This window comes from Pseudomonadota bacterium, from assembly GCA_039028935.1.
Lineage (GTDB): Bacteria > Pseudomonadota > Gammaproteobacteria > Steroidobacterales > SZUA-146 > SZUA-146.
On record JBCCHD010000022.1, the window covers coordinates 36,939 to 60,526 of the forward strand.

The window sequence follows — 23,588 nt, forward strand, 5'->3', positions numbered from 1 at the left end:
GAGTAACGTGGACGCTTACAACACAATTGTCCGGTTTTTTCAGGACGGGGGTTTGTTTATGTACCCCATCATGCTGGTGCTTGGCATCGGTCTAGCCATCGCAATTGAGCGCTGGTTTTACTTGTCGGCCAGCAAGACCCGAAACCGCATGATCTGGAAAAAACTGTCGCCGCTTTTGAAAAAAGGTGGCTATAAAGAAGCCGCGAACATCACGAGTCAGTCGAAGTCGGCGATTGCGACGATTCTCTCGTACGGTTTCGCTCGCATTGAAACGGCGCGTCGTCGCGACGACATCGAAAAAGCCATGGAAGAGAGTCTCATGGAAGTGATGCCACGCCTAGAAAAGCGCACGCACTACCTGGCCACATTTGCCAACATTGCAACGTTGCTGGGTTTGCTCGGTACCATTATCGGTCTAATCCGCGCGTTTACCGCGGTGGCCGCCGCCAACCCCGCAGAAAAAGCCGACTTGTTGTCCGCGAGTATTTCGGTGGCGATGAACACGACCGCGTTTGGCTTGATGGCAGCCATTCCACTACTTCTCATGCACTCTGTCCTCACCACCAAAACCACTGAGCTTGTCGACAGTCTGGAGATGGTGTCCGTGAAGTTTCTCAATAGCGTATCGGAACCTCGTGGTAAGCAGGTAGCCTGATGAACTCACGTCGCTGGCGTCGTCGCCATAATACGGAAACCGCCGAACTCAACATTACGGCCTTTATGAATCTTATGGTGATTCTAGTGCCTTTTTTGTTGATTACCGCCGTGTTTTCGCGGCTTACCATTCTGGAGCTGACCTTACCTGGTCCAGGTGACGGCGCGACCGATGCAGACACACCTTCCCTGCAGCTGGAAGTCATTTTGCGTGCAACAGGGGTTGAAGTGGCCGACACGAAAACCGGACTGCTCAAGGTGCTGCCAAAACGTGACAATCAGTCTATGTACGATCTCAATGCACTCAGCGATTACCTCAAGCAAGTGAAAGCCAATTATCCGGACATTACCGCCGCGACGATTCTGCTGGAGCCGGATATCGACTACAACACGCTGGTTCAGGTGATGGACACCGTGCGTGTGTACTCAGCCCCTGGGCTTGTGATGACGCCTGCTGAACTCTTTCCGGATATATCGATCGGTGATGCAACGGTTGCGCCGTTAAGTGCACCGGTCGCCAGTCTTGAGGGAGGTCAATAATATGTCCATGTCCCGTCGCGCTGTGCGCATGGAGCGTAAGCACAAGAAATCGAAGATGCCGAGCCTGAACCTCGTCTCGCTCATGGACATCTTTACGATTCTCGTGTTTTTCTTGCTCGTGAATTCCTCTGATGTGGAAACGCTTCAAGCCAATAAAGGCGTGCAGTTGCCGGAATCGGTTGCGGAGCAGAAGCCCCGTGAAAACGTGGTTGTGATGATCACCGCCACCGATATTTTGGTTCAGGGCGAGCCCACCATATCGCTGTCGGCCGTCACTTCTCGTGACGACACGCTGATTCCGGAGCTTAAGAACAAACTTCAGATTCAGGTCGACAAACTCATCGCTGAGGCGGGTGAGGATGAGCGAGCCAATCGAGAAGTCACAATCATGGGTGACAAAAGCGTGCCGTACAGCGTGCTCAAAAAAGTCATGGCAACGTGTACCGATGCGGATTATGGGCGGTTGTCGCTTGCCGTGATGCAGCGAGGCGCTCCCGACGGGGGCGAGTCCTGATGGAGTCTGTATTGATTGCGCTGACCGTGGTGCTCTTCACCGCTCATTTTCGCGACACACCGCGACGCCAGAAACTACCCGTGCGCGTGCATAGGAGAGGCCAGCCGTGAGCGTAACTGCCAACATATTCTCAATGCGCGATCCAAACTATCGACGCTATGACCTGCCGTGGACGCGCGAAGCGGAAGAACACACGCGACTGCGAAAAATCACGACGGGTGTCATGGGCACACTACTGGTGCTGTCCGTTGTTATTCCGTTCTTACCGGTGAGTGATATCGAGCGAAACGCCGCTACCGATATTCCCCCGCGCTTAGCCAAGCTCGTGATCGAAAAGAAAGAGCCTCCTCCACCACCACCGCCAAAAGAACCTGAGGTGATAAAAGAGGAAGTGGCTAAACCCAAACCCGAACCCAAACCCGAGCCGCCACCCGAGGTGAAGCCTCCCCCCCGTGTTGCAAAGGTGATCACGCCGCCTAAGCCTGAGCCGAAGCCAGTCGAGCCTGAGCCAACCCGCCAAGAGGTGGTGGAAAAAGCACGCGAGAAGGCGAAAACCGTGGGGTTGATGGCCGTCGCAGACGATCTGGCCGACCTACGTCAGAACAGTGCGGTGCAAAATACCAGCGGTCGCAATCTGTCCGCATCGGTGTCGGATGGGGATGTGACACAACGTTCGCTCATCACGAGCAAGAGCAGCACGCGAAGTGCGGGCGTGAAAACGGCTAACCTCAGTCGCAGCACCGGTGGTGGCGGGCTGGCTGGCCGAACCACGACCGCCGTGGCCGCCCCGGTCTACGCCACAGCAACAGGCCCGACCGGATCGGCGTCAGGTGGTCAGTCCGATTATGCTGGGCAGCGAAGTCAAGAAGAAATTGAGACTATTTTTGATAAGAACAAAGCGGCCATTTACGCGCTGTACCGTCGCGCTCTTCGCAAAGACCCGACGCTGCAAGGCAAGCTCGTTTTAGAGCTAACGATCGCGCCTTCTGGGAAAGTGGTCAGCGTCTCGGTGGTGTCATCGGAACTGGGTTCGGATGACTTTGAAAAGAACCTTCTCCGCCGGGTCAAGATGTTCGATTTTGGTGCCCAGGATGTGGATGAGGTGACGACCACTAAACCGATTGATTTTTTCCCAGCGTAATTTGACGCCCGCGTTGTTGTTGGTCCCGCCGCTGTGTTCGCCACTCGCGCCGCGGATTCACAGGGACCACTGACGCGGCGAAGGCGCATATTTGCGTCGAAACCATGGCAATCACCACACATTTCGTTCACCCGGCGCTGTCGTCGCCCATTGGGTCTGAAATGAGCTGCCTAAATCGCATCCCGCCTCGATGGCGTCAGAGTGCGTTCACCCGCTAAAGCCGTTCCGTCGGTCGGCCACGACAATCAGCCAGGTGTTGTGCCCACCTCCCAATTTTAGGCACTCCGCCATGCCCAAGCACCTGCGTCGCTGTGGTTAATCCGTTCCGCCCGTCCGCCGACGTTACGCGTGATAGACTATCGATCTGATTGTTTGATTATCGCTGCAAACGTGACACCACCTGGGGAAGCCTGATGCTGATGCGTTCCGTACTGTTCGTGCCTGGCGGCAATGACAAGATGTTGGCGCGCTGTGAGCAGCTCACCGCCGATGTCATCATGCTCGATTTGGAAGACTCGGTAGTGCCGGCTCAGAAAGCCGCGGCGCGCGATAAAGTGGCCGGACTCATCGACAGCGCTGATGAACGCTTGCGCCCCAGACTTTGGGTGCGAATCAACGCCTGGCAGAGTGGGCTGCTGGAAGAAGACCTCGAGGTTATTGCGCCATTGATGCCGACTGGCTATTTGTTGCCCAAAGCCCGCTCTGCCAAAGATGTATCGGATCTGGATCGCCTACTGGATAACCTCGAGTTGGCCGATGGCTACCATCGCTCGCGCATTTTGGCGATGGTGACCGAGGTGCCGGAAGCGCTCCAAACTCTAGACTCCTATCGCACGGTGCTGCCGCGATTTGAAGGCATGTCGTGGGGTGCTGAAGATTTGTCAGCGGCGCTGGGTGCCAGTGCCAATCGAGATGCCCAAGGTGAGTGGCTGCCGATCTATGAGCAGGCGCGCACGCAGTGCCGTATTGCAGCGGCGAGTGCCGGTGTGAAAGCACTGGATACGGTCTACACCGATTACAAAAACCTAGACGGACTCAAACAGTACGCCGCGAACGCCGCGCGCGATGGGTTTGACGGTATGCTCGCCATTCATCCAGCACAGGTTGAGCCGATAAATTTAGCCTTTACGCCGAGCGAGCAGCAGGTGGCCCACGCGCAGGCCGTGGTGGCGGCATTTGCCGACAATCCTGAGGCGGGTGCGATCGGACTCAATGGCGTGATGCTCGACTTGCCGCATCGTGTGCAGGCTGAACGCGTTCTGTTGCGGCATCGGACCATTACCGAGCAGACTGCGTAACGACGACCGTTCAGCTAGCTCGATGTTTCTTTCCGCTCTAGATGGGCGAGCAACGCCTCCACGGCCTCGCGGTGTTCGCCGTTAAACGTCGGATCGGAAATCACTTCGAGCTGTTCGTCAAAGTGTTCCGTAAATTTTGGCAATGAAAAGGTTGCGATCACCTCACCACCAAAACGAGGTGCAGCACTCGTGGCGAGATCCAGTACGCTCTTGCCGCCTCGACCTCCGGGCGATGTGGCCATGAGCAGCATGGGTTTTTGTTGATAGACATAGCGCTCGAGCCGCGATGCCCAGTCGAACAGACTCTTGTACGCCGCCGTATAGAGGCCGTTGTGCTCAGCAAACGAAATGACGATCGCGTCAGCACTGCCCAATTTGTCAAGAAATGCCTGAGCGGCCGCCGGCACGCCGTCGCGCTCCTCCAGATCGATACTGAAAATCGGCATATCGTAGTCGGAAATGCCAATGACCTCGACGGTGGCCGCGTCGTGGGTGTTTTCGATGAGCGACGCGGTATAGCTCACCAATCGGGCGTTGATCGAACGGCTGCTGTTACTGGCCGCAAACGCGATGATATTCAATGGTACACTCCGGACTGTGCCAGGATGGTAGAAAACTCAGGCGTGTGCCCGAAACGGATGCGGCCAAGACTACACGACCAACGCGTTCATCGTCTACGGTAATCAACAGTCTCTTCGATATGGCGGTCTCTAGCGTTTACCCGCGTGGCCGGACAGACTGTGCGTCCTATTGGGCGTCACCCATGCTCTCTACGGTTGGTAATCATGCGTAAAACACATCCCTCTATAACTCGACGTTTCGCGCCGCCGTCGCTGGTTTTGGCGATGGTGCTGATGGGCATGCCGACCGGCTGTGGCGGCGAAGCGAGCGATCAGAATGGTGCCGCACAAGGTCCGCCACCCGCCGACGTCAGCGTCGCGCCTGTGGTTCGTCGTGCGGTGAAAGACTGGGATCAGTTCAATGGGCGCATTGAGGCGGTTCATCTGGTAGATATTCGACCGCGCGTGGCGGGTTATTTGAATACCGTGCATTTTCAAGAAGGCGCATTGGTTGAGAAGGGTGACCCGTTGTTCACTATCGACACGCGCGAGTACCAAGCGGTGGTCAATCGCGTGCGGGCGAGTCTGGCGAGTGCCGAAACGCGTTTGACGCTCGCTCGACAGGAAGCTCAGCGCGCGCAAAACCTGATTGACGTGCAGGCGATCTCCGCCGAGGAGTTCGATCAACGACAAAGCGATGTGGCTCAGGCCAAAACACAGATTGCGGCGGTCAAGGCCGAGCTTGAACAGGCCGAGCTCAACCTCGAGTTTGCTTTGATCACAGCGCCGATTGCCGGACGTATTGGCGAGGCACACGTCAAGACGGGGAATCTTGTGCAACCGGGCGAACAATTGGCCACACTCGTGTCAGTTGATCCGGTGTATGTCGTATTTGAAGGCGATGAGAATATTTATTTGAAATACCAAGAACAAGCGCGTCGTGGCGATCGACCCAGTTCTCGTGAGTTTCGTAACCCGGTGCGCGTGGGGCTGGTCAATGAAGAAGGCTATCCGCATCATGGCGAGATGGACTTTGTCGATAATGTCCTTGATCCGAGTACCGGGACCATCCGAGGACGAGCGGTTCTACCCAATCCGAATGGGAAATTCACCCCGGGGCTCTTTGCCCGCGTACGACTGCTCGGCAGTAGTGAGTACGAAGCGTTGTTGATAACCGATTTGGCGGTACTGACCGATCAAGACCGCAAATACGTTTACGTGCTGAGCCAAACCAATACCGCCGAGCGACGCGACATTGTTCTCGGTCGGGAAGTCGACGGACTGCGTGTCGTGTTATCTGGCTTGTCAGAGAACGATCAGGTGGTGGTCAATGGTGTTAGAAAAATATTTTTTCCAGGTGCACCACTCGCGCCGACCACGGTCACGATGGATGATCCGTTGGCGTCGGGTGCGATGTCGCGGCCTTCTGAGACGACTGAGCGCTGATGGACTTATCACGAGTTTTTGTTGATCGTCCGATTTTCGCGGCCGTATTATCGATCCTGATCTTTGTCGCCGGATTGATCGCAATCCCCAATTTGCCGATCAGTGAATACCCCGAAGTGGTGCCGCCATCGATCCAAGTAACGGCCACCTTTCCGGGCGCGGACCCAAAGACCATTTCTGAAACGGTAGCCGCGCCGCTCGAAGAAGCGATGAACGGCGTCGAGAACATGATTTACATGAAGTCCGCGTCGAGCTCAGACGGCGTCATGTTGCTAACCGTGACGTTTGCTGGCGGGACCGATATCGATCTGGCGGCCATCAAAGTTCAGAACCGCGTGGCACAAGCGCTGCCGCGCTTGCCAGAGGCGGTTCGGGCGCTGGGTGTGACCACTGAAAAAGCCTCGCCGAATCTCACCATGGTGGTGCATTTAAAAGCTGTGGATGGGCGTTACGACAGCCTGTATCTGGCCAACTATGCGGATCTTCGTGTGCGCGATGAAATCGCTCGCATAGCCGGAGTTGGCCAAGCGATCATTTTCGGATCGGGCGATTACGCGATGCGCATCTGGATTGATCCGGAAAAGGCGGCCTCGCGTGATCTGACAGCCGGCGATATCGTGCGCGCGATTCGCGAACAGAATGTACAGGTTTCCGCCGGGGTAATCGGTGGGCCGCCGATGCGTCAAGCGTCGGATATACAGCTGTCAATCAACGCGCAGGGACGCTTGTCAACGCCCGAAGAGTTTGGCGAGATTGTCATTAAAACGGGCGACGACTCGGCATTGACACGATTGCGCGATGTCGCGCGTATTGAATTGGGAGCCAGTGCCTACGCATTGCGTTCGCTGCTCGACAACGAGCGCGCTGCAGCGATTGCCATTTTCCAAACGCCGGGCGCGAATTCGATTGCGCTGTCCGATACTGTGCGCGCCACGATGGCTGAGCTTTCAAAACAGTTTCCTCAAGGCCTGGAATGGCAAGTGGCGTATGACCCGACGGTGTTTGTCCGCGACTCGATCGCCTCGGTGGTGACGACACTACTCGAAGCTGTGTTGCTGGTGGTTATCGTGGTGGTGATTTTTCTACAAACCTGGCGCGCATCGATCATTCCTCTGCTTGCGGTGCCGGTGTCGATTGTCGGCACGTTTGCGGTACTTTGGGTGCTCGGTTTTTCGATTAATGTGCTGACGCTATTCGGTCTGGTATTGGCGATTGGCATTGTGGTGGACGACGCGATTGTTGTGGTCGAAAACGTCGAGCGACATATCGAGGATGGAGAGACACCGCTGGTCGCGGCCCATAAGGCCATGGCCGAAGTGTCGGGCCCGATCGTTGCGATTTCATTGGTGCTTGCCGCGGTGTTTGTGCCGCTGTCCTTTATCGACGGTGTGACCGGTCAGTTTTATCGGCAATTTGCGGTGACCATTGCGGTATCGGTGCTGATTTCGGCGATCAATTCTCTAACGCTATCGCCAGCGTTGTCGGCCATTTTGCTAAAACCGCACGGCGCTCCTAAGGACCGGTTAAGTCGGCTGATTGATCGCGTGTTTGGCTGGTTTTTCCGTTGGTTTAATCGCCTGTTCCAGCGGCGCAGCGATCGCTATTCAAATGGAATCGCGGGTGTCATTGGGCGCAGTCGCCGTTTCTATGTTATGTACCTTCTGCTCATCGGGCTCGCCTTTCTCAGCTTTCGTTCGGTGCCGGGCGGATTTATACCCGAACAGGACAAGCAATATTTATTCGGTGTGATGTTACTGCCTGAAGGGGCGTCGATCGATCGCACGGAAAAAGCGATTAATGAGATGTCACAACTGGCAATGGCTGTTCCGGGTGTCACCGATGTTGTGGCGTTCCCGGGGCTGAACGCCGTGCACTTTGTCAATACACCCAACATTGGCACTGTGTTTTTAGGCATCGAGCATGCGTCTAACCGAGAGGCGACGGCAGCCGAACTGGCGGGGGAGTTGTCCGGTCGCTTTTCGACGATTAAAGAGGGACTGGCGTTTGCACTCATGCCACCGCCGCTTATCGGCATAGGCAACTCATCGGGTATTGAAATGTATCTGCAGGACCGCGGTGGCCTCGGGTTCGGGGCGCTGTCCGATGCGGTCAATCAGTTCAGCGGTGAACTTCGGCAAACACCGGGAATCGACGGGTACTCGGTGTTGAGTTCGTATCAACCAAACGTGCCCACTCTCAATGCCCGCGTTGATCGCACTAAAGCCAAAGAGCAGGGCATTGTGCTGACCGACTTGTTCGACACGATGCAAGTCTATCTTGGGTCGGCCTACATAAACGACTTCAACATGTTTGGTCGCGTATACAGTGTGTATGCTCAGGCCGACTCAGACTATCGCAATGAAATCGAGGACATTGGCCGACTCAAAGTGCGCAATGGCACCGGCAATATGGTGCCGATTGCAAGTGTTGTTGACATCGAGCAAGCGTTTGGCCCGGATCCGGTTGTGCGCTATAACGGTTATCCAGCGGCGGATCTGTCGGCCGGCATTATTCCTGGACAGCTCACATCAACCGAGGCGGTGCGCGAAGCTGAGCGCATCGCCGGCACCACGCTACCACAGGGCGTGTCGCTCGAATGGACCAACCTTACGTATCAGCAGGTGACGCAAGGCAATGCGTCTCTCGTGGTGTTTCCGTTGGCGGTATTGCTGGTGTTTTTAGTGCTCGCCGCGCTCTACGAAAGCTGGTCATTACCGTTTGCGGTCATCCTCATCGTGCCGTTGTGTTTATTGTCGGCGATCGGTGGCATCTGGCTTCTCAATACAGCGCGAGGCGCGTGGTTTGGTCTGAGCATCAGCCAAGGATGGATTCCACCGCCACCGATGTCCATTCCACCGACGTTCTTAGATAACAATATCTTTACTCAAATCGGTCTGGTGGTGCTAATGGGATTGGCTTGCAAAAATGCGATTCTCATCGTTGAGTTTGCTCGCGACCTTGAAAAGCAGGGGCGCACGATTGTTGATGCCGCGGTCGAAGCCTGTCGGTTGCGTCTTCGGCCGATTCTCATGACGAGTTTTGCCTTCATCGCTGGGGTGCTTCCGCTGGTGTTCGCCAGCGGTGCAGGCGCCGAAGTGCGGCATGTTATGGGTGTCACCGTGTTCTTTGGAATGCTGGGCGTCACAGTCTTTGGCCTGTTCTTTACGCCGGTGTTCTATGTCGCAATTCGCAAACTCGCTAGCCGAGCGTCGTCGACGGTAAGGGAGGTGTGATGGATTGGCATCGACTCGTCGGTTTGCTCCTGCTGTGGTTGACCGGGTGCACAGTGGGTCCCGACTATGTGCAGCCAGAGGTCGCGGTGCCAGAGCAGTTTGGCGAAGGCGGCACGCCGACTGTTACCCACACCGCGGCACTTTGGCGGGACTTTGAGGACGACGCGCTGTCGGCGCTGATCGACCTTGGATTGGCGCGCAACTTCGATATCCAGTCGTCACTGGCTCGCCTCGACGAATCGCGCGCGTTGAGTGGCTTGAGTAAATTTAGTCTGTTCCCCACGGTCACCGCGTCGGCGTCTTCCGAGCGCAACCGCCAAAGTGGACGTGATCCGTTTACCTTTGAAGGCCTGGGTGTGTCCGAGGTACACCAATTTCAATTTGATAGCGTGTGGGAAATCGATTTGTTCGGTAGCCTCAAGCGCCAAAATCAGCAGATTGTCCGGCGGGTTCAAGCTGATCAAGCTCGCGCGCAAGACATGCGTCGCATCATCACCGCTGAGATTGCGCAAAGTTACTATTCGCTGCGAGGGGTTGAGGCGCGACGGTTAGTGCAGCAGCGGGCGGTCGACACGCAACAGGAACGTGTGGCAATAATTGAGCGCGCGTTGTCCGCGGGCCGAGGTACGGCGTTGGATCTGGCCAGAGTGCGTACTCAAGAAAGTGTGCTTCGAGCCACCCTCCCACCGCTTGAGGCGGAACGCGAACGCGCGCGGCAGCGCCTAGCTGTTTTGATCTCGGACAATGTGTTCAAAGTAGACGAACTTTTGGCGCTCAGTCAGGTAGCCAATGACATGGTGTTTCCAGAGGCGCTGGCAATCGGAACGCCAGAGGAATGGCTTAAGCGACGACCAGATGTACGCGTTGCCGAACGAGAGCTTGCTATCGCCTCGGCAACCATTGGTGTGCAGACCGCGGAGTTTTATCCGAAACTCAATTTAGTGGGCAATTTCGGCTATAGCGGCACGGCCTTATCCGACCTTGGCGAAAGCGACGCAACGAAGTGGCGCATTGGTCCATCTTTGCAGTGGCGGTTTCTCGACTTTGGTCGCGTACGTCAACGCGTGATGGCGGCCGAAGCGGCGGAACGCCGTGCCTTAGCGGATTTTCGCGTGACGTTACTGCGCGCGCTCGAAGATATGGAAAATGCACTCACTGCGTTTCGCACGACGAGCGAGTCGGTTATCGCGTTAGAACAGGCCTATCGGCACAGTCTAACGGCCACTCGTTTGGCTCGCCTTCGTTTTGATAACGGAGCATCCGGGTTGCTTGAGGTGCTCGATACCGAGCGTACCGAAGCGGATATCGCCAATCAGCTTGCACAAGCGAAAACGGTTCGGGCGACCGCGTTGGTGGCCGTCTATAAAGCGTTAGCGGCAAACTGACCGCAAGTCCTGTTGTTCTGCCTATGGGGCATATTGGCCACAGCCAAATCCGTAATGGTTCAGTCTTCATTCAGCTAGTTGATGTCAGCATAACGTTCAACTTCCTTACACTGCTTTGAGCAAGGAGATGGACGATGAACGCAGCCATTACTCTATCCATGAAAACCGTCCGAATAGCATTAGCGACGGTGTCGATCATGTTGGCAACCGCTCTGGTCTATGCCGACGAGACCATTTATGCGGGTACCTCGTTTGGTCGCATTGATCTGAATGAATCAATCGATTTTCCAATTGACGATGATGGCAGCGCATTCCGTTTCGACGTGGGGTACGGTTTTGCTAACAACATAGCAATCGAAGGGAGCTATATTAATCTTGGTGAATTCACCGGTAATAGCGGTCTTGACTCGATCGGTGTGAGCGGCGACGTCGAAGGGTTGGGGTTGTCGGCGGTTTTTACGCTGCCGCTTAGCGATCATTGGTCTGCTCAGGTTAGCGGCGGGCTGTTGGCATGGGAGTCTGAGCTAACAACGCCACTATTTCGCGAAAAACGGGACGGAACCGATCCGTATTACGGAATCGGTGTAGAAGGCCGCTTCAACGACAACCTGGCCATCACGGCGGATTATCAACGCTATGACTTTGATGGTGCCGAAGCCAACGCATTGTATTTTGGCGCACGCTTTCGTTTTTAATTCATTGGAGCGGCCACTGAGGAGCCCGCCACACACTTCACTGGTTTAATTCCCCGTATAAGTTGCGTAAGCTGTCGCGCGATGAATCTCTTCGCCCAGTTTACCCAGCACTATCACGCTCGCCGCGAACACGTGATGTTCGAAGAGGACGACGGTCGCCGGTGGACGTACGATGACGTGATGCGGATCAGTAACCGATTGCTGGTCGCATTGGATGATTGCGGGCTTAAACACGGCGACCGACTGCTCGTGCAAACGGGCAAGTCGGTTGAGGTGGTGGTGCTGTATCTCACGTGTTTGCGTGCCGGCATAGTGTTTGTGCCACTCAACACCGCTTATCAACGCGAAGAACTGACGTATTTCATCAACGATGCCGATCCAGCGCTGATCGTAGTTGACTCGCCCGATGTGTTGACCACCTCAAACCGACCGGTCCGCACGCTAATGGGCGATACGAACAGTCTGCTCGGCACCAAACGGCCACGTGGCGATGTCGATTGGGTGACGGCTGAAAATGAGGAGCCACTATCGGCGGCGTCTGTCGCTGACAAATCGATCGACGCCACCACGGCTGCGGTGATTATTTATACGTCAGGCACGACCGGCCGCTCGAAAGGGGCGGTGTTGTCTCACGGTAATCTCTTTCATAACGCCAGTGCGTTAGTCGAGTCATGGGGTTTTTCGACCCGTGATACGCTGTTGCACATCCTGCCCGTATTTCATGTGCACGGGCTCCTTATCGCGCTCAACACGGCGTTTCTAAGCGGTGCGAGCGTGCGGTTTTGTGGGCGATTCGAACCGGAGAGTGTGTGCCGATTGCTGCCAGCGTGCTCGGTCTTGATGGGGGTCCCCACGCACTACACGCGGCTTCTCGATGTGTCGGCATTTGGTCCCGCCTGTTTACCGTCCATTCGCGTTTTTATCAGCGGATCGGCTCCTCTGCAGCCGGAGACGTTTGCGCGTTTCGAGGCACGCACGGGCCATCGCATTCTTGAGCGCTACGGGATGTCCGAAACCAACATATTGTGCAGTAACCCATTAGCTGGTGAACGTATCGCGGGGACCGTCGGATATGCACTGCGCGATACCGAAATACGCATTGCTGACGACGAAGATGTTGCGCTGGATAGTGATCAAAGCGGCCACGTACAGGTGCGTGGTCAAGGAGTGTTCAAGGGGTACTGGCGGCGACCCGAACTCAATGCGCGCGAATTTACACCCGATGGTTTTTTCCGCACCGGAGACTTGGGTGCACTCGATGAGTCGGGTCGGCTGCGACTGGTTGGTCGCGCGAAAGATCTGATCATAAGCGGTGGGCTGAATGTCTACCCAGCGGAACTCGAGCAGTTTCTCGATGCGCAGCCAGGCGTCGTCGAGAGTGCCGTCATCGGTGTTGCTGACGCCGATTTTGGTGAACGGGTTGAGGCCTTTGTCGTGGTGGACACAACAGGGCCAGCGAGTGTCGGCAAACTGGCGGAGGCGTGTCGAGATGGGTTGGCTAATTTCAAGCGACCGAAGGCCTTCCATTTGATTGAAAGTCTGCCGCGGAATACCATGGGGAAAGTACAGAAAACGATGTTGCGAGCGCGGCGCCAGTAGCCTCGAACGCGTCGCGCGCTGCAGCAAACGCATCGCCGCTGTCGAACCTATTGTGCGTCGGCCGCTAGACAGGAAAATTCATGAAAAAAGTGTACAGCTCGGCACGTTCAGCGCTCGACGGTCTGCTGAACGATGGCCTCATCATCATGTCAGGCGGTTTTGGCCTGTGTGGGATACCCGAACATCTTATCGCCGCCTTGCGGGACTCTGGCGTCAAAGATCTCACCGTGATCAGTAATAATGCCGGCGTTGATGATTTTGGATTGGGGCTTTTGCTTAAGACGCGCCAGATAACCAAAATGGTGTCGTCCTATGTTGGCGAAAACAAGCTCTTCGAGCAGCAGTATCTGGCGGGTGATTTGGAACTTGAGTTCAACCCCCAAGGTACGCTTGCCGAGCGCTGTCGCGCGGGCGGCGCAGGCATTCCGGGCTTTTACACTAAAACTGGCGTCGGCACGCTGATCGCCGAGGGCAAGGAGCACAAGGAGTTCGACGGCGAGACGTACATTCTGGAAACGGGACTGCGCGCCGATTTATCGTTGGTCAAAGCGTATATGGGCGACACCGAGGGGAACCTCGTTTACCGCAAGACGGCACGCAACTTCAATCCCGTTATGGCGACCGCGGGCAAGACGACCGTGGCGGAAGTGGAGCATTTAGTCGAAGTGGGTGAGATCGATCCGGATCACGTGCATACGCCTGGCATATTCGTTGATCGCATTGTGCAAGGCGACGCCTTTGAAAAACGCATCGAACAACGCACCATACGCACCAAAGGGGAGGACTAGTCATGCCCTGGTCACGCCAACAAATCGCAGAACGCGCGAGTCGCGAGTTACAAGACGGCTTTTACGTCAATTTGGGTATCGGCATTCCGACCCTGGTTGCCAACTACATTCCAGAAGGGGTTGAGGTCACGCTCGAAAGTGAAAACGGTATGTTAGGAATGGGACCGTTCCCCTATGACGACGAGGTGGATGCCGATTTGATTAACGCCGGCAAACAAACGATCACCGAGCTTGCGCACACCAGCTATTTTTCCAGCAGCGACAGCTTTGGCATGATTCGCGGCGGCCATATTGATTTGTCGATTCTCGGCGCCATGCAGGTCGCGCAAAACGGCGATCTGGCCAACTGGATGATTCCCGGCAAAATGGTGAAAGGCATGGGTGGCGCGATGGATCTGGTGGCGGGCGTTAAGCGCGTGGTCGTGATTATGGATCACTGTACGCGTGACGGTTCGTCTAAGCTTTTGCCGGAATGTTCCTTGCCGCTGACGGGCGCCGGTGTTGTCGACCGCTTGTATTCGGACCTGGGTGTGTTTGATTTCGATGATCGCGGCGTGACGATGGTCGAACTCGCGCCGGATGTGTCAGTCGATATGGTAAGAGACAAAACTGAGGCGGTGCTTCATATCGCCGACGGCCTGTAAGAACAATACGCAATAAGGACGACGCTATGAGCGAAGAAAAGGTGTATCCCGTTCATCCTCACGTGCTGGAAAAAGCCACGCTCGACGACGAGTCGTATGCGCAGCTCTACACCGCGTCCATTGAGAGTCCGGAACAGTTTTGGGCCGATCACGGGCAACGTCTCGAATGGATCAAACCGTATTCCCATATAAAAAACACCTCCTATGCCCGCGGCAACGTTTCCATAAAATGGTATGAAGATGGCGTGCTGAATGTCTGCGCTAACTGTGTCGATCGGCATTTGCCGACGCACTATGATCGCACAGCTATTATCTATGAAGGGGACGACCCCGCTGATAGTCGACACATCTCTTACGCCGAGCTGCACGAGCAAGTGTCGAGACTGGGCAATGCGCTTAAGTCGCTTGGTGTAGGCAAAGGCGATGTGGTGACGATTTATATGCCTATGGTGCCCGAGGCAGCGATGGCCATGCTGGCTTGCGCACGGATTGGGGCGGTGCACTCGGTAGTGTTTGGCGGCTTTTCGCCAGAGGCGCTGGCCGGTCGCATTGAGGATTGTCGCTCGGAGTACGTGATTACAGCTGATGAAGGGATTCGTGGCAATAAACCCATTCCTCTGAAGGCCAATACCGATGCGGCGATCGCAAAGCTGTCGCCCGGCGCGGTCAAGAAAACGCTGGTGGTCAGGCGTACGGGCGGCGACATCGAGTGGGACTCAGGCCGAGACGTGTGGTATCACACCGCCGTTGAGGCAGCCTCTGTGGACTGTCCACCCGAGCCCATGAACGCGGAGGATCCGCTCTTTATTCTGTACACCTCGGGTTCGACGGGTAAGCCTAAAGGCGTATTGCACACGTCGGGTGGCTATCTGGTTTACGCCTCCATGACGCATGAATATGTATTCGACTACAAGCCGGATGACGTGTACTGGTGTACCGCGGACGTGGGCTGGGTGACCGGACACAGCTACATTGTGTATGGGCCGTTGGCAAACTGCGCTACCACGCTAATGTTTGAGGGCGTGCCAAATTACCCCGATTACAGTCGTTTTTGGCAAGTCGTGGATAAGCACAACGTATCCATTTTTTATACGGCACCGACTGCGATCCGCGCGCTCATGCGCGAAGGCGATGAGCCGCTGGCGAGTACATCGCGCCAAAGCTTGCGGTTGCTCGGCTCAGTGGGTGAACCGATAAACCCGGAAGCCTGGGATTGGTATTACCACAAAGTCGGAGAAGGGCGTTGCCCAATTGTCGACACCTGGTGGCAAACCGAAACGGGTGGCGCCATGATTACGCCCATACCGGGCGCCACCGCGCTCAAGCCCGGATCGGCCACCCGTCCGTTTTTCGGCGTGCAGCCTGCGTTGGTGGACGGGGATGGCAACTTATTGGAGGGAGAAGCAGAGGGGAATCTGGTGATTCTCGACAGCTGGCCTGGTCAGATGCGTACGGTGTATGGTGACCATGAGCGTTTTGAGCAAACCTATTTTTCGACTTTCGACAATGTCTACACCACTGGTGATGGGGCTCGGCGAGATGCCGATGGTTACTATTGGATTACGGGGCGCGTCGACGACGTGCTCAATGTGTCCGGCCACCGCATGGGCACCGCTGAAGTGGAGAGTGCACTGGTCGCCCATGAGGCGGTTGCTGAGGCGGCGGTGGTGGGCTACCCGCATGACGTGAAAGGGCAAGGAATCTATGTGTACGTGACGCTGCTGGCCGGTGTCGAGTCGAGTGATGCGCTTCGCACTGAGTTGCGCAACTGGGTGCGTCAAGAAATTGGCCCCATCGCATCGCCTGACAAGTTGCAATGGGCACCCGGACTGCCCAAAACCCGTTCGGGAAAAATCATGCGCCGTATTCTGCGCAAAATTGCAGCCAATGAGTTTGATCACCTTGGCGATACCTCGACGCTGGCTGACCCTGCCGTCGTGGACGACCTGATTGCCAATCGTGTTGTTGACCCGTCATAGCGTGAAATAATTTCCGGCTTGCGCGGGTCGGCGCTGACGTTGTCGACAGCGCCGTAGATGACATACCAGTCGGTGTGTTGCCGCATTTTATTTGATGGCTGAAATAAAGCGGCAAGCGGTGCGGTCTTTGATGACACAACGAAACGTCGCGATGAGTCGGGTCGGTGTTTACAGCGTATGCGCGACGACATCAATGTGTCGGGGCGACCTGCGTGGCGACACTCAATCGATGATCAGACTCGCCGCGTGCTGTTACGTGATCGGCGGCGTACTTTCGAAACTAAACGTCTTTCTGAACGGGCGACAGGGGGCATCATCATGAGTTACGTAGGGCAGGTTATTCAGCTATTGGCATCGCTGTTCGTGCTGGCACTGGGTGTAGGGGCATTTGCCGTTGTGGTGATGTATGTGCAGGACAAAACGCAAACGGCATCAACCGTGCGGCGAAATTTTCCTGTTGTTGGTCGCTTTCGTTTTTTGTTTGAACACCTTGGCGAGTTTTTTCGGCAGTACTTTTTTGCCATGGATCGGGAGGAGCTGCCGTTCAATCGAGCCGAACGTTCGTGGGCGTACCGGGCGGCGAAAAACGTGGACAGCACCGTCGCGTTTGGATCGAGTCGAGACATCCGTCGGCCGGGTACACCACTGTTTGTGAATTGCCCCTACCCGCAGCTTCCTGAAGAACGCACGCCGCCAGAGCCGCTCTTAGTCGGACCATACTGCAAAACGCCGTATTCCACCGTGCACTTTTTTCATATTTCCGCGATGAGCTATGGCGCTATTTCGCGCCCGGCTGTGCGTGCGCTGTCGACGGGTGCGGCAAGGGCCGGTTGTTGGTTAAACACAGGAGAGGGTGGGCTGTCGCCTTATCATCTGGAGGGCGGCGCGGATATTGTGTTTCAGCTCGGTACGGCCAAATACGGTGCGCGCACCCCCGATGGCCGACTCGACGAGGACAAGCTGCGCCGGGTGACCGCGCACGAACAGGTAAAAATGGTAGAGATCAAGCTTAGCCAAGGTGCTAAACCTGGCAAAGGTGGCATTTTGCCGGCGGCTAAGGTCAATCAGGAAATATCGGAAATTCGGGGTATACCCGTACACACCGATTCGATCAGCCCCAATCGTCATCCCAATATCAACAGCGCAAGCCAGTTGCTGGAGTTTGTCGCGCGCGTACGCGATGTCAGTGGCAAACCGACGGGCATCAAGAGCGTCATCGGTGCCACGGGGTGGGTTGATCAACTCTGTGAAGAGGTAAAACGCCGTGGCATCGAATCGGCGCCTGACTTTATCACCGTCGACTCCGGCGATGGCGGCACAGGCGCGGCGCCTATGGCGCTTATGGACAACGTGGGTTTACAAATTAAGGAAAGTCTGCACATTGTGGTGAACCGATTGACGCATCATGGATTGCGTGATCGGATCAAAATTGTTGTAAGCGGCAAATTGATCAACCCTTCCGAAGTCGCTTGGGCGCTCTGCGCTGGTGCCGATTTTATCAATTCAGCGCGTGGCTTCATGTTTGCGTTAGGTTGTATTCAGGCGCTTCAGTGCAACAAAAATACCTGCCCTACCGGTATCACCACGCACGATAAAAAACTGCAGCGTGGCCTGGTGCCTCAAGACAAAGCCGAACGCGTCTATCACTATCATAAAAACATGGAGAAAGAGGTCACCATTATTGCGCACTCGTGCGGTGTCAATGAACCTCGAAATCTCAAGCCCATGCACTGCCGCATCGTGCAAGACAACGGCGGCTCGATACCAATGGACGATTTACTGATTCAACGTTTCGCTACGGATTGAGTGCGCGCGGCTAAGATGCGGCTTGGCGGTGGATTTCGCGTCTAATCGATCGCGAGTCTTTCCGAATCTTTGCGAGTGCGCTGGCGGATTGAGAGGGTGTTTGGACCGTTTACTCGCCTTGCACAATGTCGCTCGGAAAATGAGGCCAAGGATTCGTGCTCAGGGTCGCCTGGCCATTGCGTCATTCAGCGTGTTTTTCAGTACTTGCGGGTCAAACGGCTTTTGGAGATAGCCGACAATGCTGTCGTAATCGAGTTTATGGGATACCGTGCTTTCATCATGCGCGCTATAAACGATGATCGGCAGCGTCGGCCATTGTTCGGCAAGTTGCATAATCACTTCCTCGCCGGACATGCCTGGCATTGACAGATCGAGTAACACGCAGGCAATCGTGTGTGGTTGTTGCAGTGTTTCGATGGCTTCAGTACCGGATGAGACGGCAACAATATTGAACCCTTCACGAATGAGCGAGGACGCCACCATCTTTCGCACGAGCGCGTGATCGTCAACGATCAGTACGTGTCCGGATTGATTCGCATTCGTATTTTTTTCAGACATGTTTAGACAAGTTTTAATTTAAAACGGTGAGCGAAACATAGCACGATCACGGTGTGTAGTTTGCGACGAATTTTATATAGATGTCGACCTTTGATTAAACAAGAACGAAAAGAAATCGGAAGTTTGCTTTCGAGGGTGTACACTTAGACACGAAGTGCATCTCGCACTGGGGTTCGAAATCACACTGTTACTGTCGTACTGACAGAACAGGAATCTGTGGGATAAATATCCCAACTCGAAAAGTAGAGAGTGTTTGCACAATGTCCATGAGCTGCAAAGTCGCGTGCATCGTGTTCGCGTGCTGCGTGTTAGTGCCGACGAAATTGCTGGCCGTTCAGGCTGCTCATCGAACTGAGCACAGTCTGTGGTCGCAAACGCGTGCGCTCACCGAGTCGGAGCTCGCCGCGTTAGTGAGCCGTGAAGCGACCTCAAAAGAGGCGCAAACCGCGCGTATACGAGCGCTGTTAACGCAGTCCGATCGGGCAATTAATCGGTCGGTCGTCGATGCAACACGCTATCTCGAAGAGGCCGAGGCGCTGATCACCACTCAAGAGGATGCGTCGGTGGTGGCTCTAGCGATCCGCTGCCAGTTGGCGCATCGCCAATCGCTTCCGGGCGCAGCCCAAACATGCCAACAACTTACGCAGAATGACCGTTCTCAAGATGCGTTTGTCCAGGCTTTTGCCATGACAACGCGTATGTACTATCTGTATCGGGAGGGTTCGCATCAGGAATCGATCAATGCGGCTGAACACGCTTTGAGTCTCGCTATGGTGGTGGATGATCCGGCGCTGATTGCCTCGGCGCACAACATGATGGGCTTGTACTTTTCGACCCGGCTGCGCCCGCGTATGTCGGTACCACACTACGAGATCGCGCTTGAGCAAGCATCGCGCGTGCCGTACGCGGAACTTAAGACAATTACTCAGCTCAATCTAGCGTCGAGTTACAACTATCTTGGTCGCTCGCGCGAAGCCCTCACGATGCTTTATGAGTCCCGAGGATCTCAGGTCGTGCAAATCTATCCGACGAGGCGTCTCGTCGTACAGTCCATGATCGGGCAGGTGCGGGCGGCCTTGGGTGAAACAGATGGCGCTGAAGAAAATCTTCAACGTGTAATTGACGAGGTGGGTGAAACGGTACTGCCCGATGGCATGACGTATGGGTATACCGGCCTGGGGGTTATTCAGTTGGCCGAGAACCGGCCGCTTGAGGCGCTGGATAACTTTGATATGGTGCTGGCACTGTCTGGCAAAAGCCTCGAAACCGATCTCGATTATTCCCGCATTCAGTTGATGGCGGTGCCTTACGCAAGAGCGTTGCGGATGGCTGATCGGCTCGCTGAGGCGCGCGATCTCGTCTTGCGAATTATCGCGTCCGTGCCGGGTGACCAACCCGATCAACAACTGCTGGACGCGTATCTCGAGCTCGCTGTCACGCTCGAAGCGCTGGGCGATTCAGAGGGTGCTAAGGCGGCGAATGAGGAAGCGACTCGGGTTGAGTCAACGCTGTGGGACGCCAGTTTCAAATATCAGGTTGAACGACTAAGCGTGTCGCTCGAATCAGATCGCCGCGCGCTCGAGTTGGCGCGCGCCCAAGAGCGAGAGGTGGCGCTGCTGAGTCTGGCCCAGCGCGAATCTCGGCTTCGTCGGCAAACCTGGATTATCGGTGCCATGATCATTGCGGTGATTGCGTTGTTCTTTTCTCGTCGTGCGCAAAAGCGAATCGCCGACGCGCAGCGCTCCGCGAGTTTGGCGTTGGAAGATCAAGTGCGCGAACGCACTCGGGAAATGGAAGACGAAATGGCGCTTCGCATGACCGCGGAGGTTGATCGGATTAAATTGACTGAGCGTGTGATGGAGGGAGAAAAGCTGCGGGCAATGGGGCAGTTAACGGCGGGTGTTGCCCATGATTTCAATAACCTGATGACCGTTGTTACGCTGGGTGCCAATCAACTCAAGGACGATCTGCTGCCCGTTGAAAATCCCGATCGTGCGGAAACGATTGACAACATTCGACAGGCAGCGGAGACCGGCGCGAAAATCACACGAGGGCTGCTGGCCTACGTCCGGGAGCAACCACTCAATCCAGAGTACCTGAATCTTGATGAATTCTTGCGCGAATCGACAGCGCTGTTTCGCAACACCATCGGCGAGCGCATCGTGCTCGATGTCGAAGCGGCGCCGTGTTCAGTGTTGGTCGACAAGGCGCAGCTGACCACCGCCTTATTGAACGTGCTGCTTAATGCTCGGGAAGCCATGCCCGAAGGCGGTCGTATCACATTGACGCTTAGCGCGTTTGGTGATCAGGCTCGAATCCAAATTCGTGATAACGGTGTCGGCATGGCGCCGCATGTACTGGAGCAGGCAACCGAGCCGTTCTTCACAACCAAGCAGCATGAGGAGGGCTCTGGTCTCGGTCTATCGATGGTGTTTGGCTTTGCACGACAGTCAAATGGTGATCTTCATATTGAATCGGCACTCGGTGGGGGCACGACCGTTACGTTTTTCTTGCCGATGGCCGAAGCCAGAACGGCTTCTGCGTCTGATGTCTCCACTGCATCCTCTAACGTTCCAAGGGCCGTACGCATTCTCGCTGTGGATGATCGTCCGAGCGTCTTGCGGGTTCTAAAGCGATCGCTTTCGCGCATGGTGGATACGGTGATCTGCGCAACCAATGCAACGGAAGCCTTAGCGATGATCGAGCAACAAGGTTTGCCGGACTGTGTCGTAACCGACATTGTCATGCCCGGTGAGATAGACGGGGTTGGTCTTGTCCGCACACTGCGTCAGCGATCGCCGTCCTTACCGGCCGTGCTGATGTCAGGCTATGCTCGTGATATCGATGATGAGTGCGTGTATTTGCAAAAGCCGTTCTCGTACGATCAATTAGAGCGTGCCATCGAAGAGGCGTTGAGTCGGGAAGTAGAGTCTGTCCCGGCCCATGCGAATGGCTAAACGACGGTTTCAGCGGTTTTTCGATTGAGGCGTTTGATGACGCCGATGGAGCCTAGCTGGGCCAGTAGTCGATAATGCCATCCAGAAACATCTGCACACTGATCATGATAATGATCATGCCCATTAGCCGCTCGACTGCAATCAGGCCGCGATGACCGAGCAGTTTCAGGAATGTATTGGAGAAAAGCAGGATTAGCGCGGTCAGAAACCACGCGGCCAGAAGCGCGATAACCCAATCGATCATGCGCCCTTCACTGCTGTTGGTAATCAGAATTAGCGCAGCGAGTAGGGATGGTCCGGCGACCATGGGAATGGCCAGCGGCACAAGAAACGGCTCGCCGTCTTCGCCGCCATCATCGGCCCAACTGCTCCCACGACCGGGGAACACCATCTTGATGCCAATGAGAAATAAAATAATTCCCCCTGAGATGCTCACGGCCTCCTGCCGCACGTGCAGAAATTCAAGAATATGTTTGCCGGCGAATAGGAAAATCATCATCACGACCAGTGCCAGCAGCAGCTCGCGCACGATAATGCGCTGTCGCCGCTCTTCGGGCACCGATTTGAGCACGGATAGAAAAATCGGCAAGTTGCCCAGTGGGTCCATGATCAAGAAGAGCATGACGGCGGCGGATAGGATGGTCATCAATGGGGCTCCAGACACGAATCGGGGCATGGTGACACAATCAGGTCGGGGACCCAATAAGAATACGCAAAGGCAGGTTGTCGGCGTATTTCGACTGGCGCCCATGAACAGACGGGAGACCCGAGTCGTTCGGAATTCGATGGCGTAGTTGACTGAGGGTCATCGGGACTCGGTAGCGACGACCGGCCGATCTGCGCGTTCAACCTCTGCCGACGCCGCGCCGCGGGGTGCGCCGCGACAGTCGGCTGTCGCGCCGTCTGGACCGACTGACTCGGCCAACAGCGACGAAATGCGATTAAAGGAACTGCAAGTCCCTAATAAGTAAGAATAAAGGGCGAAAATCCATGTGCCTTTCCCTACTCATTATATACAGGGCACGAACTCCCCCTTGATTTCGTCGTTTCACGACCCAAAATCAGCCCTCGAGAATCGCTATGACATCCCGACGAATCAGGCTTAATTGCCGGTTGACAGTCGCAACCGACCGCATCACAATACCCGGCTTACGTCCGCGGAGGGGTACCCAAGCGGTCAACGGGGGCAGACTGTAAATCTGCTGGCTTTGCCTTCGGAGGTTCGAATCCTTCCCCCTCCACCAGATTGCTCGCGTCGGCAATGTCCGAGTGCGAGTGCTCTGTTGGGTTTGTTTTGGTTAAGTGTTTGCTTTCGCGGGTGTAGTTCAACGGTAGAACCTCAGCCTTCCAAGCTGATGATGTGGGTTCGATTCCCATCACCCGCTCCAGCCTTGGATAACATGCCATCTCAAACGAGGACGTGAACTGATTGCCAGGAGGCGGTCAGAGTTTGACGAACGGAAAAGACCGGGCCCGCATAGCTCAGTCGGTAGAGCGCATCCATGGTAAGGATGAGGTCATCAGTTCAATTCTGATTGCGGGCTCCAGCTTTTCGTCAGCGAAGGCGACAACGAATGAATACGGGATGCCGGTAGATTGGCATCTGATTACAAACCGGCTTACGGACATAAGGGTCCAGACAGCCACAGACTAGTCCGGAGTGAAAGGCTCATGTCTAAGGAAAAATTTGAAAGAAACAAGCCGCACGTAAACGTCGGCACGATTGGTCACGTTGACCATGGGAAGACGACGCTGACGGCGGCATTGACGAAGGTCATGGCGGATGTACAC

Annotated in this window: 19 protein-coding genes and 3 tRNA genes; 19 read left to right on the forward strand and 3 right to left on the reverse strand. The window is 55.6% G+C overall.

The window, feature by feature from the left end:
- Positions 1 to 7: 7 nt before the first annotated feature.
- The 5 genes from AAF465_11315 (at position 8) to AAF465_11335 (ending at position 4,147) form a co-directional block, all read left to right on the forward strand.
- Positions 8 to 655, forward strand: coding sequence for a MotA/TolQ/ExbB proton channel family protein (locus AAF465_11315; GenBank protein MEM7083313.1), 648 nt, complete (start codon positions 8 to 10; stop codon positions 653 to 655).
- On the forward strand, positions 655 to 1,194 hold the full coding sequence (locus AAF465_11320; protein ID MEM7083314.1) for a biopolymer transporter ExbD: 540 nt from the start codon (positions 655 to 657) through the stop codon (positions 1,192 to 1,194). The genes AAF465_11315 and AAF465_11320 overlap by 1 nt, the downstream gene beginning before the upstream one ends.
- A 1-nt stretch (position 1,195) precedes the next feature.
- Positions 1,196 to 1,708, forward strand: a complete 513-nt coding sequence (locus AAF465_11325; GenBank protein MEM7083315.1) for a biopolymer transporter ExbD — start codon at positions 1,196 to 1,198, stop codon at positions 1,706 to 1,708.
- Positions 1,709 to 1,814: 106 nt separating this feature from the next.
- The gene (locus AAF465_11330) at positions 1,815 to 2,849 is read left to right on the forward strand and encodes a TonB family protein (GenBank protein ID MEM7083316.1); all 1,035 of its coding nucleotides are present in this window, start codon (positions 1,815 to 1,817) and stop codon (positions 2,847 to 2,849) included.
- Positions 2,850 to 3,262: 413 nt separating this feature from the next.
- A complete protein-coding gene (locus AAF465_11335; GenBank protein MEM7083317.1) occupies positions 3,263 to 4,147 on the forward strand; it encodes a CoA ester lyase in 885 nt (294 codons plus the stop codon).
- 14 nt (positions 4,148 to 4,161) lie between these two features.
- On the opposite strand, the gene AAF465_11340 is transcribed toward AAF465_11335, so the two are convergent.
- The gene (locus AAF465_11340; protein MEM7083318.1) at positions 4,162 to 4,728 is read right to left on the reverse strand and encodes an NAD(P)H-dependent oxidoreductase; all 567 of its coding nucleotides are present in this window, start codon (positions 4,726 to 4,728) and stop codon (positions 4,162 to 4,164) included.
- Between the two features lie 204 nt (positions 4,729 to 4,932).
- On the opposite strand from AAF465_11340, the gene AAF465_11345 reads away from it, so the two are divergent.
- The 9 genes from AAF465_11345 to AAF465_11385 all read left to right on the forward strand — a co-directional run bounded on the left by AAF465_11345 (position 4,933) and on the right by AAF465_11385 (position 18,282).
- The gene (locus AAF465_11345) at positions 4,933 to 6,153 is read left to right on the forward strand and encodes an efflux RND transporter periplasmic adaptor subunit (GenBank protein MEM7083319.1); all 1,221 of its coding nucleotides are present in this window, start codon (positions 4,933 to 4,935) and stop codon (positions 6,151 to 6,153) included.
- Positions 6,153 to 9,386: a multidrug efflux RND transporter permease subunit gene (locus AAF465_11350; protein MEM7083320.1), complete on the forward strand. Its 3,234-nt coding sequence runs from the start codon at positions 6,153 to 6,155 to the stop codon at positions 9,384 to 9,386. Before AAF465_11345 ends, AAF465_11350 begins: the two co-directional genes overlap by 1 nt.
- Positions 9,386 to 10,771, forward strand: coding sequence for an efflux transporter outer membrane subunit (locus AAF465_11355; protein ID MEM7083321.1), 1,386 nt, complete (start codon positions 9,386 to 9,388; stop codon positions 10,769 to 10,771). Before AAF465_11350 ends, AAF465_11355 begins: the two co-directional genes overlap by 1 nt.
- 134 nt (positions 10,772 to 10,905) lie before the next feature.
- The gene (locus AAF465_11360) at positions 10,906 to 11,466 is read left to right on the forward strand and encodes a porin family protein (GenBank protein ID MEM7083322.1); all 561 of its coding nucleotides are present in this window, start codon (positions 10,906 to 10,908) and stop codon (positions 11,464 to 11,466) included.
- An 81-nt stretch (positions 11,467 to 11,547) separates the two neighbouring features.
- Positions 11,548 to 13,065: an AMP-binding protein gene (locus AAF465_11365; protein ID MEM7083323.1), complete on the forward strand. Its 1,518-nt coding sequence runs from the start codon at positions 11,548 to 11,550 to the stop codon at positions 13,063 to 13,065.
- A gap of 80 nt (positions 13,066 to 13,145) precedes the next feature.
- Positions 13,146 to 13,853: a CoA transferase subunit A gene (locus AAF465_11370; protein MEM7083324.1), complete on the forward strand. Its 708-nt coding sequence runs from the start codon at positions 13,146 to 13,148 to the stop codon at positions 13,851 to 13,853.
- Positions 13,854 to 13,855: 2 nt separating this feature from the next.
- On the forward strand, positions 13,856 to 14,497 hold the full coding sequence (locus AAF465_11375; GenBank protein MEM7083325.1) for a CoA transferase subunit B: 642 nt from the start codon (positions 13,856 to 13,858) through the stop codon (positions 14,495 to 14,497).
- Positions 14,498 to 14,523: 26 nt separating this feature from the next.
- Positions 14,524 to 16,476, forward strand: coding sequence for an acetate--CoA ligase (gene acs / locus AAF465_11380; GenBank protein ID MEM7083326.1), 1,953 nt, complete (start codon positions 14,524 to 14,526; stop codon positions 16,474 to 16,476).
- 318 nt (positions 16,477 to 16,794) lie between these two features.
- Positions 16,795 to 18,282 carry an FMN-binding glutamate synthase family protein gene (locus AAF465_11385; GenBank protein MEM7083327.1) on the forward strand — a complete coding sequence of 496 codons (1,488 nt, stop codon included), beginning with the start codon at positions 16,795 to 16,797 and terminating at the stop codon, positions 18,280 to 18,282.
- Positions 18,283 to 18,441: 159 nt separating this feature from the next.
- On the opposite strand, the gene AAF465_11390 is transcribed toward AAF465_11385, so the two are convergent.
- Positions 18,442 to 18,840: a response regulator gene (locus AAF465_11390; protein ID MEM7083328.1), complete on the reverse strand. Its 399-nt coding sequence runs from the start codon at positions 18,838 to 18,840 to the stop codon at positions 18,442 to 18,444.
- A 266-nt stretch (positions 18,841 to 19,106) separates the two neighbouring features.
- On the opposite strand from AAF465_11390, the gene AAF465_11395 reads away from it, so the two are divergent.
- A complete protein-coding gene (locus AAF465_11395) occupies positions 19,107 to 21,797 on the forward strand; it encodes an ATP-binding protein (protein ID MEM7083329.1) in 2,691 nt (896 codons plus the stop codon).
- 52 nt (positions 21,798 to 21,849) lie between these two features.
- Here AAF465_11395 and AAF465_11400 read toward each other — a convergent pair whose 3' ends face one another.
- Positions 21,850 to 22,443 carry a YhgN family NAAT transporter gene (locus AAF465_11400; GenBank protein MEM7083330.1) on the reverse strand — a complete coding sequence of 198 codons (594 nt, stop codon included), beginning with the start codon at positions 22,441 to 22,443 and terminating at the stop codon, positions 21,850 to 21,852.
- 513 nt (positions 22,444 to 22,956) lie between these two features.
- Here AAF465_11400 and AAF465_11405 point away from each other — a divergent pair.
- From AAF465_11405 to AAF465_11420, 4 genes are all read left to right on the forward strand, one after another.
- Positions 22,957 to 23,041: transfer RNA gene (locus AAF465_11405), tRNA-Tyr, on the forward strand.
- Positions 23,042 to 23,111: 70 nt separating this feature from the next.
- Positions 23,112 to 23,185: transfer RNA gene (locus tag AAF465_11410), tRNA-Gly, on the forward strand.
- Between the two features lie 83 nt (positions 23,186 to 23,268).
- Positions 23,269 to 23,344 (forward strand) — tRNA-Thr (locus AAF465_11415).
- 124 nt (positions 23,345 to 23,468) lie between these two features.
- Positions 23,469 to 23,588, forward strand: a 120-nt coding sequence (locus tag AAF465_11420) for a GTP-binding protein (GenBank protein MEM7083331.1), incomplete at its 3' end; no start/stop codon positions are given.

What these genes read in the sequence shown, in the direction of transcription:
- AAF465_11325 (MEM7083315.1), top strand. Translation starts at nt 1,196, where the DNA reads ATGTCCATGTCCCGTCGCGCTGTGCGCATGGAGCGTAAGCACAAGAAA.
- AAF465_11355 (MEM7083321.1), top strand. Translation starts at nt 9,386, where the DNA reads ATGGATTGGCATCGACTCGTCGGTTTGCTCCTGCTGTGGTTGACCGGG.
- AAF465_11350 (MEM7083320.1), top strand. Translation starts at nt 6,153, where the DNA reads ATGGACTTATCACGAGTTTTTGTTGATCGTCCGATTTTCGCGGCCGTA.
- AAF465_11395 (MEM7083329.1), top strand. Translation starts at nt 19,107, where the DNA reads ATGAGCTGCAAAGTCGCGTGCATCGTGTTCGCGTGCTGCGTGTTAGTG.
- acs (MEM7083326.1), top strand. Translation starts at nt 14,524, where the DNA reads ATGAGCGAAGAAAAGGTGTATCCCGTTCATCCTCACGTGCTGGAAAAA.
- AAF465_11360 (MEM7083322.1), top strand. Translation starts at nt 10,906, where the DNA reads ATGAACGCAGCCATTACTCTATCCATGAAAACCGTCCGAATAGCATTA.
- AAF465_11375 (MEM7083325.1), top strand. Translation starts at nt 13,856, where the DNA reads ATGCCCTGGTCACGCCAACAAATCGCAGAACGCGCGAGTCGCGAGTTA.
- AAF465_11370 (MEM7083324.1), top strand. Translation starts at nt 13,146, where the DNA reads ATGAAAAAAGTGTACAGCTCGGCACGTTCAGCGCTCGACGGTCTGCTG.
- AAF465_11335 (MEM7083317.1), top strand. Translation starts at nt 3,263, where the DNA reads ATGCTGATGCGTTCCGTACTGTTCGTGCCTGGCGGCAATGACAAGATG.
- AAF465_11365 (MEM7083323.1), top strand. Translation starts at nt 11,548, where the DNA reads ATGAATCTCTTCGCCCAGTTTACCCAGCACTATCACGCTCGCCGCGAA.
- AAF465_11385 (MEM7083327.1), top strand. Translation starts at nt 16,795, where the DNA reads ATGAGTTACGTAGGGCAGGTTATTCAGCTATTGGCATCGCTGTTCGTG.
- AAF465_11345 (MEM7083319.1), top strand. Translation starts at nt 4,933, where the DNA reads ATGCGTAAAACACATCCCTCTATAACTCGACGTTTCGCGCCGCCGTCG.
- AAF465_11400 (MEM7083330.1), bottom strand. Translation starts at nt 22,443, where the DNA reads ATGACCATCCTATCCGCCGCCGTCATGCTCTTCTTGATCATGGACCCA.
- AAF465_11390 (MEM7083328.1), bottom strand. Translation starts at nt 18,840, where the DNA reads ATGTCTGAAAAAAATACGAATGCGAATCAATCCGGACACGTACTGATC.
- AAF465_11320 (MEM7083314.1), top strand. Translation starts at nt 655, where the DNA reads ATGAACTCACGTCGCTGGCGTCGTCGCCATAATACGGAAACCGCCGAA.